The organism is Coriobacteriia bacterium (assembly GCA_018368455.1).
Taxonomy (GTDB): Bacteria; Actinomycetota; Coriobacteriia; order Coriobacteriales; family UMGS124; genus JAGZEG01.
This window is the reverse complement of sequence record JAGZEG010000007.1, coordinates 52,906-67,413: the sequence shown is the minus strand read 5'-3', so window position 1 is coordinate 67,413 and position 14,508 is coordinate 52,906. Positions and strand designations below refer to the sequence as shown.

The window sequence follows — 14,508 nt, the reverse complement described above, 5'->3', positions numbered from 1 at the left end:
GTGCCCCGCGATCCCCCCGGACGCAGGGCGCATATATAAGCGGGCGGTGCGAGAGCGTGAGACGACAGGCGCCCACGACAAGGAAAAGGATGGTTTGGCAATGGCAACTGAACTGACGCGCAGGAACTTCATCGCCACGGGTGCGGCCGCTGCCGCCGGTGCCGCCGCTCTGGGCGTCGCTACCGCAAAGGCCGTCGAGGCCGGCCCCGACGCCAGCAAGCCCTGGGTGCCTGCCTGGGACGAGGAGTGCGACATCGTCGTCGCCGGCTACGGCGCCGCGGGCGTCACGGCTGCCATCACGTCCTGCGAGCAGGGCATGAAGACGATCGTCCTCGAGAAGAGCCCCATCGAGGACGGCGGCAACTTCGGCTGCTCCACGGGCAACATGCACGACACGTTCCGCTGCGACATCGACGAGTTCAAGACCAAGGCGAAGCGTATGTCGTTCTACTGCGTGCCAAACCCCGAGTGCATCGACGAGTGCATCGACTACATGTGCAACGACATGTACCCCTGGCTGACGGAGGACCTGGGCTTTACGTTCTTCGAGGGCACTCGTGCGGGCACCGATCGCCACGCCACCGATTCGGCCATCATGTTCTACATGAACCCGGAGGGCAAGCCGGGTGCCGGCAACGAGTTCTTTGCGGCGCTGTCCAAGATCGCCAAGGACAAGGGCGCTGACGTGCGCGTTGGCAGCCCCATCACCGGCCTGGTGCAGGACCCGCTGACGAAGGAGATCCTCGGCGTGCGCTACAGCACCGACGGCGGTGCGACGACGAAGACGATCAAGGCCAACCACGGCGTCATCATGTGCACGGGCGGCTTCGAGAACAGCAAGGTCAAGCAGGCCTGGTACAACCACGCCGGCATCTTCCAGCAGTGCTGGGGCACGCCGTACAACACGGGCGACGGCATCGATATCTGCTCCGAGGCCGGCGCCGCGATCTGGCACCTCGAGGGCTGCGAGTGGTCGGCCTGCGCCTACCGCCTGCCTTCCGAGGAGGTCGGCTGCGCTGTCTCCATGCCGGAGAAGGGCTATGACCCCTACACGCTGAGCTACTTCTGGGTGAACAAGTACGGCAAGCGCTTCATGAACGAGCAGACGACGATGAACCACAACATCGGCAAGACGCCGCTCACGGACTGGACGCACAACAAGGGCAACTACCCCAAGGCCGACGAGTACCCCAACCTGCCGTTCTGGATGGTGCTCGACCAGAACATGTTCGACAAGGTGCCGCTGTACCAGGGCACGGGCTACTGGGGCCTGCTCGACACGTACTGCGCCGTCCAGGGCCTGCAGCCCACGGAGGACTGGAACAACTACGCTATCGAGCAGGGCTGGCTCGTGAAGGCCGACACGCTCGAGGAGCTCGCTGCCAAGATGCAGGGCTACAACTCCGCCGAGGAGCTCGAGACCTGCGACGCCGAGGGTCTCGCCGCGACGTTCAAGAGCTACAACGACATGTGCAAGAAGGGCAAGGACGCTGACTTCGGCCGCTCCGCCGACTCGCTGCAGGCACTGTCCGAGGAGGGCCCGTACTACGCCATCGAGATGTGCTGCTCCTCGATCAACACGCAGGGCGGCCCTTGGCACGACGGCAAGAACCGCAGCCTGAACGCGAAGGGCGAGGTCATCCCGCGCCTCTACAACTGCGGTGAGTTCGGCTCGCTCAACGGCTTCGCCTACGTCATCGGCAACATCTGCGAGGCTCTGACGACCGGCCGCATCGCCGCCCTGGACGCCGCTGCCCTCGAGCCCCAGGCGTAAGCCCGGCGGCGGACTGAGCAGAGCGCAGAGAGGAGCGGATTGCATTGGCAACGTATGTTGACGGACTGTATACCGGCACCGCCCGCGGCATCGGCGGCAAGGTGAACGTCCAGGCCATCTTTGACGGTGGCCAGATGATCGACTTCCAGCTGACCCGTCTCTCCGAGACGAGCGGCATCGGCGCCGCGGCGGGCCCCATCGTGGCCCAGAACATCCTGGCTGCGGGCGGCACGGAGGGCGTGGACGCCATCAACGGCTCCACGGTCACGAGCAACGCCATCCTGCAGGCGGCCGACATGGCGCTCAAGGCGGCCGAGGGCGGCTACAACGACGGCGTGTTCTCGGGCACGGCGCGCGGCATCGGCGGGCGCGTCGACGTCGAGGCCACGTTCGAGGCCGGCAAGATGGTCGACTTCAAGACGACGCGCCTGGCGGAGACGAGCGGCATCGGCGCCGCGGCGGGCCCCATCCTCGTGCAGCAGATCAAGGAGGCCGGCACGACGGACGGTATCGACGGCATCACCGGCGCGACCGTGACGTGCAACGCCATCCTGGCGGCGGCCAACATGGCCATCGACAAGGCGAGCGGCGCGGCCTACCTGGAGGCCTACGAGGCCGAGCAGGCGGAGAAGGCCGAGAAGGAAGCCGCCGCCAGCGCGAAGGCTGACAAGGCGTCCAAGTAAGGTTTGCTTTCTAGGACGCTAGACGTGCAAGCGAGAGCCCCGCGGCCGAGTGCGACCGCGGGGCTCTTTCGTGCTGTGGGCGCGCTCAGGCCTGGACGGCAACCCCCCCCGCGTCGAATGCGGGCTGACTCGGATCTCGCAGTGGGAGCTTGAGGGTTTTCGCCCATAAAACGGCAGGTTACTTGAGGGTTTCGTCTGTTCCGGATGACAAAGAGAGCGGAGTCAGCCCACACTCGACGCCAGGGGAGCGGGGTATCCCAACCGGAGGGTCTACTCGAGCGTAAGAGTGCGTGTGGCGACGCGGGCGGTGAGGGCGGGGGAGTGCGAGACAAGTACGATGCCGATGCCCTCTGCGCGCGACTCCTCGAGCAGGACGTGCCAGATCTGCGCCTGCGTCACGGCGTCGAGCATCGTCGAGATCTCGTCGGCGATGAGATAGCGCGGGCCCACGGCCAGCGCGCGGGCGATGCAGAAGCGTTGCAGCTCGCCGCCGGACAGCTCGTGTGGGTAGCGCGCGAGCCACTTTGTCTGGATGCCGAGCTCGTCGAGCAGGCGTTGATGGCGCTCGTCCGCCGCGTTGCCCGCCGCATCGAGCTCGACGCCCGCCTCGGCAAGCGTCGCGCGCATGCGCATACGCGGGTCGATGGCGTGCTCGGGGTGCTGCCAGATCATCTGCACGGGGCAGATGCCTCGCTTGGGCAGCGGGGCGCCGTCTACGAGGATCTCACCCGAGCTCGGCCGCAGATAGCCGGCGAGCATCTGGCACAGCGTCGTCTTGCCAAAGCCCGAGGGCGCGCTCAGGGCGACGCGCTCGTCGGATGCTACGCGCAGCGAGAAGTCGCGGTAGAGAGGCTCTCGTCCCGGGTAGCCGAACGTGACGTTGCGCGCCTCTAGCATGGGAGGCCTCCGTTCTGGGATGCAGGCTGCTCGTCTACCGGGGATGTTCCCGCCTCGAAGTCGTGCTCGGGCAGGGCGTGCCACAGGGCGCGCGTGAACGGGTGGCGCAGCGTGTCGGGCGATGCGAAGCTGGCGACGTCCGTCTCCTCGATGACGGTGCCGTCGCGAAACACGGCCACGCGGTCGGCGACGCGCAGGGCGAGCTCGATGTCGTGCGTGATGAGCATGACGCCACCGCCCGCGTCGGCAAACGCCCGGAAGTCCGCCAGTGCTGCCAGCGCGAGATCGAGGTCGAGGCCCGGCGTCGGCTCGTCGGCGATGATGAGCCGGGGGTCGTCCATGAGCGCGCAGCACAGCAGAACGCGGCGTGCCATGCCGCCCGACAGTTCGAACGGGTAGAGCTCTGCGACGTCCTCTCCCAGGCCGTAGCGCGCGAACAGCTCGCGGCGCCGACGCTGCCGCTCCGCTTTCGAGAGTCGCCCGCGCCCCTGATGCCCGCCGGCGAAACCCTCCACCTGCTTGCCCACCTTCATGAGTGGGTCGAGGTTGGCGACGCTCTGCGGCACGAGCGAGATACCGTTGCCGCGCAGCGCCCGCAGGCCGGCGGCGTCCTGCTCGGCGCCGTCGAACCAGATGCGCCCGGCCACGATGGCGTTGGGCTCGAACAACCCCATGATGGCGTCAGCCAGCAGCGTCTTGCCCGAGCCCGATGCGCCCACAACCGCGATGATCTCGCCGGCGTGCACGGAGATGGACAGGTCGGAGATGACCTGTATCTCGCGCTGCCGAGCGCCGAGAAAGCCACGCGCGTCCGAGCTGCCGTCCGGCTGTGAAGTTCCCGCGCCTTCTTCGTACATGCGAAAGCCCACGCTGAGATGTTCGACCTGCAGCAGGTGATGCCCGCCGGGGTGGTGCGAGTCGCGCGCATGCGAATGGTGGTGGTGCTCGGCCTGTCCTGCGTGCGACGTCGCCTCGTGGGCGCGCGCTATTGGGTCGGTGAGCGTTCCCGCCATCTGTTCGGAGTCGCGTCCCTGTGCCGTGTCCATGTCGCCGAGCCTCCTATTCCTGGGCGCTGTGCGGGTCGACGAGGCGACGCAGGCTGGACCCGGCGACGTCAAAGAGCAGGACCGTGCCGATGAGCGCCAAGCCGGGGAACACGGCGAGCCACCACATGCCGGCCGACAGGTACGTCATGGACTCGCTGAGGATGATGCCGATGGCCGGCTGCTCGGGCGGCAGGCCGAATCCGAGGAACGTCAGCGAGGCCTCGTGCAGGATGGCGTGCGGGAACAGCAGGATGAGGCCGACGAGGTACTGGGGGAGCACGTAGGGCAGCATGTGGCGCAGCGCCAGCTGGACGCGGCTCGCGCCGAGCTTGCGCGCGGCCGCGACGAACGTGGACTGGCGGTACTGCAGGATCTCCGCGCGGACGACGCGTGTCAGGCTCGTCCAGTGCGTGAGCGCCACGCCGACCGTCACGCCCCAGAACCCCTTGCCGAGCGCAAACGAGATGAGGATGAGCAGGATGATGTGGGGCACGCCCATGACGAGGTCGATGAGCCACGTTACGACGGCGTCGGCCTTGCGTCCGCCCAGCGCTGCCGCGGCGCCGAGCAGCAGTGCGATGACGGACGAGACGCCAGCTGCGAGCAGGCCCACGAGCACGCTCGTCGACAGGCCCGCCAGCGTGCGCAGAAACATGTCGCGCCCCATCTGATCGGTGCCGAACGGGTGCGCAAGGCAGGGGGCGATGTTCTTGGCGGAGAAGTCCGTAGCCGTGGCAGCGTCGCTCGCGAGCAGGCCACCGATGACGACGGCGGCAAGCGCGACCATGGCGAGCGCAAACGTGATAGCCGTGAGCCGACGGTTCGAGAGGTGCCGGCGCCGGGGGGCGTGCAAAACGGGCAGGGCGAGCACCTCGCTGGGGCGTACGGCGCGCGTGGAATCGCTAGGCATGGGCCTGTACCCCCTCCGTCTGGTCGCCGCGGCGGATGCGCGGATCGACGACACCGTACAGCACGTTTGCGATGAGGTTGCCGCCGAACACGATGATGGCCGAGAACACGGCGATGCCTGCAAGCAGCGCGGCGTCTCCGCCCAGCCCCGCCGTCACGGCAGCCTGGCCCAGGCCGGGATAAGAGAACACCTGCTCGACGAGGACGGAGCCGCCGAATATCTCCGAGATGGACGCGAACTGGAGCGTCAGGGCCGGCAGCGCGATGTTGCGCAGGCCGTGGCGCCTCATGAGCTGGGCGTCCGTCAGCCCCCGCGACCTGGCGAACCGTGCGTAGTCGCTCTCGAGTGCGTCGATGGCCTTCTCGCGTGTGTGCAGCGCGATGTTGGCGACGCCGACGAGTGAGAGCGTTGCCGCAGGGAGCACCATGTGGTGCAGCGTGTCTGCCAGCGTGACCTCGGAGGCGCTGACGCCGATGGGCACGGAGAAGCCCAGCGGGAACCAGCCGAGCCACACGGCAAACACGATGAGCAGGACGAGTGCGAGCCAGAACGCCGGCGTCGAGGCGAGCACGAAGCAGTAGCCCTTTACGAACTTGTCGAACGCCCGGCCCCGATGGAGGGCCGCTCCGACGCCCAGGACAAAGCCCAGGGCGCCGGAGATGACCCACGCGCATCCCATGAGCAGCGCTGAGTTGAGCGCCTTCTCGCCGATGACAGTGATGACCGGCGCGTTGTAGCGCAGCGACGTGCCAAGGTCGCCGTGGAGAAACGCCCACAGCCACGAGCCGTAGCGCTGCAAGAGGGGCTCGTCGCTACCCCAGTATGCCTGCAGTGCAGCTCGCTTCTCTTCGCTCATACCGACGAGCGCCGCTTGGCCGACGTTGGCCTGGACGGGGTCGATGGGGGAGAGGCTGACGAGTGCGAACACGACGAAGCTCACGGCGAGCACGAGCAGCGCGACCTTGATGACGTTGTGCAGGATGAAGCGTGCCATGGGACGTCCTTAGAGATGCCGTCGAATCCTTACGCCTGCCAGCTCCACTGGTCGACGTTGTTGACAAGCGACCAGCCGTGGCCGTGGGGGTGCGGCTTCTGCTCGGCGACGTTCAGCCCCTCGCGCGCGAAATACAGGTGGTCGATGTTCGTGAACCACACCCACGTCGCGGCTCCCTGCGGCGCCACGCCTTCCGAGCCGTCCCACTGGGCCTTCTTCCAGAACTCGTACGAGTCCTCGATGTGCGTCTGCGCGAGCGCCTCGTCGAGGTAGGCGTCGACCGTGGCGCTCTCGTAGCTGCTGTAGTTGCCCCAGCCCGTCGAATAGTTGAGCTCGTACAGTTCGATGGGGGCGTTGGATCCCCAGCCCCACTCCACGGGGTCGCTGTACTGGTGCGCGTAGATGTCGTCCCAGCTCGCGCCGATGATGACGACCTCGATGCCCAGCTCGCGCATCTGGTTGGCAAACTCGGCGGCGATGCCCTGGCGCGCGGAGTCGCCGGCCGTATAGTACAGGTTCACCGAGGCGCGCGTACCGTTCTTGGCACGGATGCCGTCGGAGCCCATGGCCCATCCGGCGTCGTCGAGCAGCTTCTTGGCCTTCTCGACGTCGGTCTCGCAGCGCATGTCCTCAGAGGACCAGGGCAGGCCGTCGCCGACGCTGTATGCCAGCGTGCCGTAGCCGTTGAGCACGTTGTCGATGAGCTTCTGGCGGTCGACGCCGTAGTTGATAGCCTGGCGCACGGCGAGGTCGCACGTGACGTTATTGCCGGCCGCGTAGTCGACGCCGCCCTCGGAACGCGTCGCACCGGCAGGGATCGTCGGCAGGGAGATGCCGCGCGAGTCGACGGAGCTGCAGGCAAGCAGGTCATAGCCGGCAGGCTTGGCGCCGGCGAGCACGGCGGACGTGTATGCGACATCGATCTGGCCTGACTGCGCGCCCGCCAGGGAGGCGTCCTCCTCCATGAACACGGCGACAAGGCGCTGCATCTTGGGGGCCTCTCCGTAGTAGTCGGGGTTGGCCTTGAAGATGACCTGCTGGCCCTTGTCCCACTGTTCGAGCATGTAGCGACCCGAGCCGATGGGGTTGGCGCCGTACGTGGCGGCGTCGTAGGCGTGCTCCGGCACGATGCCCACGACGGCCAGCGTGTAGAGCAGGGCGTTGAACGGCTTGTTGAGGTGCAGGACGCACGTCACGTCATCGGTGGCCTCGGCGCTGTCGACCATGGACAGGTCTGCCTCGGAGGCGTCGTTGTTGATGATGCCGTTGATCGTGAACGCGACGTCCTTGGCCGTGAGCGGCTCCCCGTCGGTGAACTTCACGTCGTCGCGGATCGTGAACGTCCAGGTGAGGCCGTCTTCGGCGCACTCGTAAGACGTGGCGAGGTCGTTTTTGAACTCGAGGTGCGTGTCGGTCGTGATGAGCGTCGACTGGATAAGCGGCTCGTGGACGTGCTCGCCGCAGCCCCACGCGATGAGCGGGTCAAAGCCGGCGGCTGGCTCGGAGGCGGGCGTCATGGATACGATGACTTGCGAAGGGGTGTCGGGGGCCGTCTCGGCGGCGCGGGACGCGCGTGGCGTGCGGCCTGCGAGGGCGACGCCGGCGAGGACGGCCGCGCCGAGGAAGCCCCGGCGGGAGAGCGATGTGGAGGTGGGCTGGGACATGGGACGTGCTCCTCTCACGAGCGGATGCGTGATACGAACGGGAAACTCGTATCACCTCATGGACTCAGAGTAACACACTTCTTGAATTCGTATGCACACGTGGGGAGAATTCCACTCAAGTCGCGTGCCCTCTTTGCCTGCGTGGCGTATCCCGGGCCGGGAAGTGTATCGAATGCGGGCTGACGCACTTCTCTTTGTCTGCAAGCGTTAACAAAACCCTCAAGTAACCTGCGGTTTTGTCAGCGAAAACCCTCAAGCACTCGTGAAGAGACCCGAGTCAGCCCACACTCGACGGAGCACTGCGAACCTGGGGGTCGCCGGAAGTCGGCGCACGCCTGACGGGAGGCGGGCTCGATGGGGTATAACGGGGGCGGACGTCGTTCGTCGGACATACGAGGAGAGTATATATACATGGGAGACATCATCGATTTCAGCCAGGGGATGGCTAGCCTGCGTCGCGACAAGACTGCGGATGCCGGGGCTCTTGTGTACGGTGTGGAGGCGCACGTGTCGCTCCCCGTCGCGCCCGGCCGCCCTGCCGTGGAGCTCGACCTTGCCGAGGACGGCGCGGCCCACTTCGTCGTCGCGGCGGCTGCGGCAGACCTGCCTGACGCCCTGGCCGACGCCCGCAAGACGCTCGCGCGCAACTTCGGCATGGACGCGCGCGACGACGCCCAGATGCGCCAGCTCAAGGCACAGCTCGGCGAGCAGGGCTGGGAGGCGTTTTTCCCCATGTACCTGCAGCAGCGCTTTTTCAAGCAGGCGTGCGAGCTCACGGGCTTCACGCCGTACCTCCAGCCGAGTGTCTCGAAGCCCAAGATGCCTGAGGAGGGGAAGGACTTCGTGTTCACGGCCGACGCCCTCATTGCCCCGCAGGTCGAGCTGAGCTCCTATGACCCCGTCGAGGTGGCGTTCCCCAAGAAGGCCGATGTTACGAGCCAGGACGTGACGGCGTACGTCGACGCCATGGCCGAGCGCTTCGCCACGTTCGAGCCCGACCTCACGCGCGACGTGGTGGCCGACGGCGGCCACCTCGTGCTGACGTTGCAGGTCAGCGCTGGAGACACTCCTGATAGTGGCCCCCAGCGCATCCAGTACGAGATGGGCATGGGCATGATGCCCGAGGAGTTCGACCGCAACCTCGTGGGCGCCAAGGTGGGCGAGGCCCGCTCGTTCTCGATGAGCCTGCCTGTGCCTGGCGGCGAGGGCGGACAGGGTACCTCGTTCGAGGTGCTCAACGTCAAGGTGACCGTCAACGAGATTGATCGCAAGGTCCCGGCGGTCATCAACGACACGTGGGTCATGAAGAATGCCCCTGAGGCGGCGACGCTGCTCGGATTGCGTGCCCAGGTGCGCGAGGTGCTCGAGGCTCAGGCCGATGAGGAGTGGCGCTCTCAGATGACGATCCTGTGCTCCGACGAGCTGGGCACGCGCATCAAAGAGATGCCGGGTGAGCCGTATGTCCAGCACATGCGCGACGTGCTACTGAGCAACTTCGTGCTCGACATGCAGCGCCAGGGCATGGACGCGCGGGCATATATGAGCAGCCCCGACTTCGACCACGAGGCGTTCGATCGGGAGATGAACGCCCAGGCGGAAAAGACGCTGCGCTCCGACCTGGCGCTCGATGCTCTAGCTGCCCACCTGGGCATCGAGGTGGATGACGACGACGTGCGCCAGATCGTCGCGCGGACGGCTCCGGGCCATGAGGCAGAAACAATGCGCGCCATGAAGGAGTCGGGCGAGATCGACCAGATCCGCGCGGAGGCCCGCCGCATTCGCGCGAGCGACTGGCTCGTCACAAACGCCAAGGACAACTCCGGTCCCCATCTGCAGCTGCTGTAAGGCTGGCGGCGCACGGGTGCGCTTTTGCCAGATGTGCCCCCGCCAGCCGGCTCCATGAGCCGACCCCTCATGCTTCTGTTACGTTCTGCTTACCCAGGATGGCACGGGGGCAATAACCCCCGCACTCACTTGCGACTCCCTTGCAGGCCTAGGTCTGCCTCGACACCCGCGCGTTACATCCCCCTGACTCTACCGGCTGATACTGCTCTTTGGTATCAGCCGGAAAGAGGGGGGTCCTTGCGTGTCGAGTATCGAACTGCGACATGTTCGCAAGACGTACGAAGGCAAGACGACCGTCATCGAGGATATGAACCTCGTGATTCCCGACGGTAGCTTCACCGTGCTCGTTGGCCCCTCGGGCTGCGGCAAGTCCACGACGCTGCGCATGATTGCCGGTCTGGAGGACATATCCGACGGCGATCTGCTCATCGACGGCGTGCGCATGAACGACGTCGATCCCGGTGAGCGCGACATCGCCATGGTGTTCCAGAACTACGCGCTCTATCCCACGATGAGCGTGCGCGGCAACATCGAGTTCGGCCTCGTCAACGCCAGGGTGCCCAAGGCCGAGCGCGCCCGACGCATCGACGAGGTGGCACGCATTGTCGGCCTGACGGACTATCTCGAGCGCAGGCCGTCGCAGCTCTCGGGTGGTCAGCGCCAGCGTGTCGCCCTGGCCCGCGCCATGGTCAAGCAGCCCAAGGTGTTCCTCATGGACGAGCCGTTGTCCAACCTCGACGCCAAGCTGCGCACGCAGATGCGCACGGAGCTCATCGCCCTGCATCAGCGCCTCGGCACGACGTTCGTCTACGTGACGCACGATCAGACCGAGGCCATGTCGATGGCGACGAAGATCGTGCTCATGCGTGACGGAGAGATTCAGCAGGCAGACGAGCCGCTCAAGCTCTACGGCGATCCTGTCAACCGCTTCACGGCCCAATTCATCGGCACGCCGACGATGAACGTCTTTTCGCGCAAGGCCCTGCCCGACCTGGGGCTGCCCGAGAACGTGGCCTGGGTGGGCTTCCGCCCGTCGCGCGCCCTGCTGCGCGAGGTCCCGGTCGGCACGCTGCCTGACGGCTCGCCGGTCCCGGCCGGCACCGCAGGCGCGACTCCCGCTCCGGGTGATCTGACGTTCGGCGGCCCCATCGCCATTCGCGAGGTCATGGGCAGCGAGGTCATCTACCAGGTCAGAACAGTGTTCGGCACCGTGACGTTCAAGACGTTCAACGTGCCCGAGATCGAGGTGGGCGCCCAGGTGAACCTCGTCGTCGACCGCGCCTCGCTCTACCTGTTCGACGAGGACGAGAAGAGGGTGCGCCCATGAGTGCACCCATGAAGCCGCTTGCCGTTACCCCGCAGGTCGGGCGCGCCCAGCGCCACCCCATATTCACGAGGATCAAGCCGTACCTGCTCATCGCCCCCTCGCTCATCGTCCTGGCGATATTCTGGATTTACCCCATCTTCAACATGGGCTACCTGTCCCTTTTCAAGTGGGACCTCATCTCTCCGAAGATGAAGTGGGTCGGTCTGGCGAACTTCCAGAACCTCTTCGCCGACCCCTCGTTTTGGCAGACGCTGGCAAACACGCTGATCTACACGGTGTTCGTTGTGGGCATCGGCGTCGGACTGGGCCTGGCCATTGCGACATACTTGCGCGCCCATACGAGGACGAACGGCTTTCTGCAGGCCGTTTTTTTCTCGCCGTACGTCGTGAGCCTCGCGTCGGTCGCCCTGCTGTGGCTGTGGATCATGAACAAGGACTACGGCCTGCTCAACAGCGTGCTCAACGTCTTTGGCATGCAGGCCGTCGACTGGCTCGGCGACAGGAACGTCGCGCTTGCCTCGCTCATCCTCATCTCGGTGTGGAAGAGCGTCGGCTATGACGCACTCATCCTGTGCGCCGCCATCCAGGGCGTGCCCGGCCACCTGTACGAGGCTGCCAAGCTCGACCGGGCCAGCGGGTGGACGACGTTTCGCAAGATAACGTTCCCGATGGTCTCGCCCACGATGTTCTTCCTCGTCATCGTCGACGTCATCGCCTCGCTCAAGGTGTTCGAGACCATCCAGATCATGACGCAGGGTGGGCCGCAGAACGCGACGAACACGCTCGTGTTCTCGCTCTACCAGTACGGCTTCCAGTTCAACAAGGTAGGCTACGCGGCCGCCATCGGCGTCGTGCTGCTCGCGCTTATCGCGCTGTTCTCCATCGTCTACTTCCGCGTGCTGTCGAAGCGCGTCCACTACAAATAGGAGGCCCGCGAAATGTCCGAGGTCGAAATGGGGCAGGGTGGTGTTGGGACACCGGGGACGGTTCCGGCGATCGATCCGGGTATCGCCGAGCGCTACGCCCAGATCCAGCGGCATCGTCGCCGCGTGCGCGCCGCGGCCCGCGTGGGGCGCTGGGCCATCAACGTCCTGCTCGTGCTTGTGTTCTTCTTTCCGTTCTTCTGGATGGTCGTCAGCTCGCTCAAGACGTTGGCCGAGACGATGCAGTTCCCGCCGACGCTGCTCCCCGTCGACCCGCAGTGGGGCAACTTCCACGACGCCTGGACGTCCATACCGTTCGGCAAGTACCTCATGAACTCCGTCATCGTGACGGCTGCCGTGCTTCTCATGCAGACGCTTACGGTCATTCCCGCGGCCTACGCGTTCTCGCAGTATCGCTTCAGGCTGCGCGGCCCGCTGTTCGGCGTCACGCTCGTCACGATGATGGTGCCGGCGCAGCTCGTGTTCCTGCCGCTGTTCGTGCTGTTTGCCAAGTGGCACATGATCAATACGTACTGGTCGCTCATCCTGCCGTTCGCCACGAGCGCGTTCAACATCTTCATGCTGCGCCAGACGTTCAACCAGATGCCGCAGGAGCTCATCGAGGCGGCGCGCCTCGACGGTGCCAGCGAGCTCAAGATCATCGTCAGGCTGTTCTTGCCGATGGCCAAGCCGACGCTCGTGACGCTGGGCCTGCTGACGTTCATCGCGACGTGGAACGACTACTTCTGGCCGCTCGTGCTTACGACAAACGACGCGGTGCGCACGCTGCCCGTCGGCGTCTCGAGCATGCGCGCCAGCGAGTCCGGCATCAATTACCACATCCTCATGGCGGCAAACGTGCTGCTGACGCTGCCCATCGCCGTCATCTACCTCTTCGCCAACAAGCACATCATCAAGGCGTTTGCCTATATCGGGGACAAGTGACGCTCGCGCGGCGCTCCCGTCCTCTGTACGCATAGCACGGCATGGATCGTTCGCACCCATCGGGATTGTCACGAAGCGAAAGGGAGTCTCATCACCATGCGTATGCTCACCTCTGACCTTGCCACCACCATCGCCCGCTCGTCGCACCTCAGCCGTCGCCAGTTCCTCGTGGGCAGCCTCATGGCGGCCGGCGCGATCGCGCTGGGTGGCGCCGGCCTGTCCACCGCCCGGCCGAGCGTTGCCCGCGCCGCTGATACGATCGAGCTCAAGTACTGGTATTCCTGGACGGACAAGATCAAGGAGAACAACGAGGAGCGCGTCCAGGAGTTCAACGACACGGTGGGCAAGGACAGGGGCATCCACGTCACGGCCGAGTACCAGGGAAGCTACGATGATCTGAACGCCAAGCTCAAGACGGCCTTCGTCGCCAACGAGGAGCCCGACGTCTGCGTCATGGTCATCAACGGCACGCAGGCCTTCGCCGACGGCGGCATGATCCAGCCTATCGACGACCTCATCGCCAAGGAGGACCTCGACGACTTCTGGCCCGGCCTGATGGAGAACTGCTACTCGCTGGATAAGTCCACGCTGTACGGCGTGCCCTACCTGCGCTCCACGCCCGTGCTCTACTACAACAAGACGCTGTTCGAGAAGGCGGGCGTCGATGCCAGCACGGCCCCCGAGACCTGGGACGACGTCGTGGCGGCCTCCGATGCGCTCAAGGGGCAGGGCGTGGGTGGCTACGGCTTCTACTCCTACATCTGGGTGCTGACGGCCCTGGCGTATTGCAACGGCGGCGCGCCGTTCGGCGACGACCTCGCGGCCACGGAGTGCACGTTCAACCAGCAGCCATCCGTCGAGATGGTGCAGTGGCTGCGCGACGGCGTGAACGACCACGGCTTCTCGTTCTCCGGCGGCTCGAACGGTTCGGACACGCTCGACACGAACGCCATGAACCAGAAGATCGGCATGTGGTGCCAGTCGACGGCGAACCTGACGAACTACCTCGACCTTGCGCAGCAGAACGGCTTTGAGATCGGCGTCGGCTTCATCCCGAAGAACACGCAGAACAAGGTTCCCACGGGCGGCTGCAACCTCGTGATGACTGGTCGCGTCGACGGCGATCGCCGCGCGGCCGCCGGCGAGTTCATCAACTTCATGACGAGCAAGGACGCCGCCGTGAAGAACCACCTCAAGACGGGCTACCTGCTGACGCGCCAGTCCGACAAGGATGACGACCGCGTCAAGGAGGCCTACGCCAAGACGCCGGAGTACCAGGTCGCCTTCGACCAGCTGCAGTACGCCGTGGGCGACTACATGAACGCGGGCTACACCGAGGCGGCCAAGGACTACACGGACGCCGTCGAGAAGGCCATGAGCGGCAGCGACGACATCCAGAAGATCATGGATGACGCCAAGACCCAGGCCGATCCGCTGCTCAAGGAGTAGGCGGCTTCTCAGGCGCGGGGGCGCCGGGCCCGCCGGACCGGTGCCCCCGCT

At 65.8% G+C, this 14,508-nt stretch carries 12 protein-coding genes; 7 read left to right on the top strand and 5 right to left on the bottom strand.

What is annotated here, in order from left to right; genetic code table 11:
• Positions 1-100: 100 nt before the first annotated feature.
• Both KHZ24_05775 and KHZ24_05770 read left to right on the top strand, forming a co-directional pair.
• Positions 101-1,774, top strand: coding sequence for an FAD-binding protein (locus KHZ24_05775; GenBank protein ID MBS5450706.1), 1,674 nt, complete (start codon positions 101-103; stop codon positions 1,772-1,774).
• A gap of 44 nt (positions 1,775-1,818) precedes the next feature.
• Positions 1,819-2,457 carry an FMN-binding protein gene (locus tag KHZ24_05770; GenBank protein ID MBS5450705.1) on the top strand — a complete coding sequence of 213 codons (639 nt, stop codon included), beginning with the start codon at positions 1,819-1,821 and terminating at the stop codon, positions 2,455-2,457.
• Positions 2,458-2,727: 270 nt separating this feature from the next.
• Here KHZ24_05770 and KHZ24_05765 read toward each other — a convergent pair whose 3' ends face one another.
• From KHZ24_05765 to KHZ24_05745, 5 genes are read right to left on the bottom strand one after another with little or no spacing between them, the layout of a single operon-like run.
• Positions 2,728-3,354, bottom strand: coding sequence for an ATP-binding cassette domain-containing protein (locus tag KHZ24_05765; GenBank protein MBS5450704.1), 627 nt, complete (start codon positions 3,352-3,354; stop codon positions 2,728-2,730).
• A complete protein-coding gene (locus KHZ24_05760) occupies positions 3,348-4,367 on the bottom strand; it encodes an ABC transporter ATP-binding protein (GenBank protein MBS5450703.1) in 1,020 nt (339 codons plus the stop codon). The genes KHZ24_05765 and KHZ24_05760 overlap by 7 nt, the downstream gene beginning before the upstream one ends.
• Positions 4,368-4,413: 46 nt before the next feature.
• A complete protein-coding gene (locus tag KHZ24_05755; protein MBS5450702.1) occupies positions 4,414-5,310 on the bottom strand; it encodes an ABC transporter permease in 897 nt (298 codons plus the stop codon).
• Positions 5,303-6,304, bottom strand: coding sequence for an ABC transporter permease (locus KHZ24_05750; protein MBS5450701.1), 1,002 nt, complete (start codon positions 6,302-6,304; stop codon positions 5,303-5,305). Before KHZ24_05750 ends, KHZ24_05755 begins: the two co-directional genes overlap by 8 nt.
• A 29-nt stretch (positions 6,305-6,333) precedes the next feature.
• Positions 6,334-7,968, bottom strand: a complete 1,635-nt coding sequence (locus KHZ24_05745) for an ABC transporter substrate-binding protein (protein ID MBS5450700.1) — start codon at positions 7,966-7,968, stop codon at positions 6,334-6,336.
• 411 nt (positions 7,969-8,379) lie between these two features.
• Between KHZ24_05745 and KHZ24_05740 the strand changes: the two genes are divergently transcribed.
• The 5 genes from KHZ24_05740 (at position 8,380) to KHZ24_05720 (ending at position 14,457) form a co-directional block, all read left to right on the top strand.
• Positions 8,380-9,813: a hypothetical protein gene (locus tag KHZ24_05740; protein MBS5450699.1), complete on the top strand. Its 1,434-nt coding sequence runs from the start codon at positions 8,380-8,382 to the stop codon at positions 9,811-9,813.
• Positions 9,814-10,054: 241 nt separating this feature from the next.
• Positions 10,055-11,140 (top strand): ABC transporter ATP-binding protein, encoded by a 1,086-nt coding sequence (locus tag KHZ24_05735; protein MBS5450698.1) that lies wholly within the window; start codon positions 10,055-10,057, stop codon positions 11,138-11,140.
• An 8-nt stretch (positions 11,141-11,148) separates the two neighbouring features.
• Positions 11,149-12,066: a sugar ABC transporter permease gene (locus KHZ24_05730; protein ID MBS5450697.1), complete on the top strand. Its 918-nt coding sequence runs from the start codon at positions 11,149-11,151 to the stop codon at positions 12,064-12,066.
• A 27-nt stretch (positions 12,067-12,093) separates the two neighbouring features.
• On the top strand, positions 12,094-13,008 hold the full coding sequence (locus tag KHZ24_05725) for a carbohydrate ABC transporter permease (protein ID MBS5450696.1): 915 nt from the start codon (positions 12,094-12,096) through the stop codon (positions 13,006-13,008).
• 96 nt (positions 13,009-13,104) lie between these two features.
• Complete coding sequence (locus KHZ24_05720; protein MBS5450695.1) at positions 13,105-14,457, top strand: ABC transporter substrate-binding protein; 1,353 nt, start codon at positions 13,105-13,107, stop codon at positions 14,455-14,457.
• Positions 14,458-14,508: the final 51 nt, after the last annotated feature.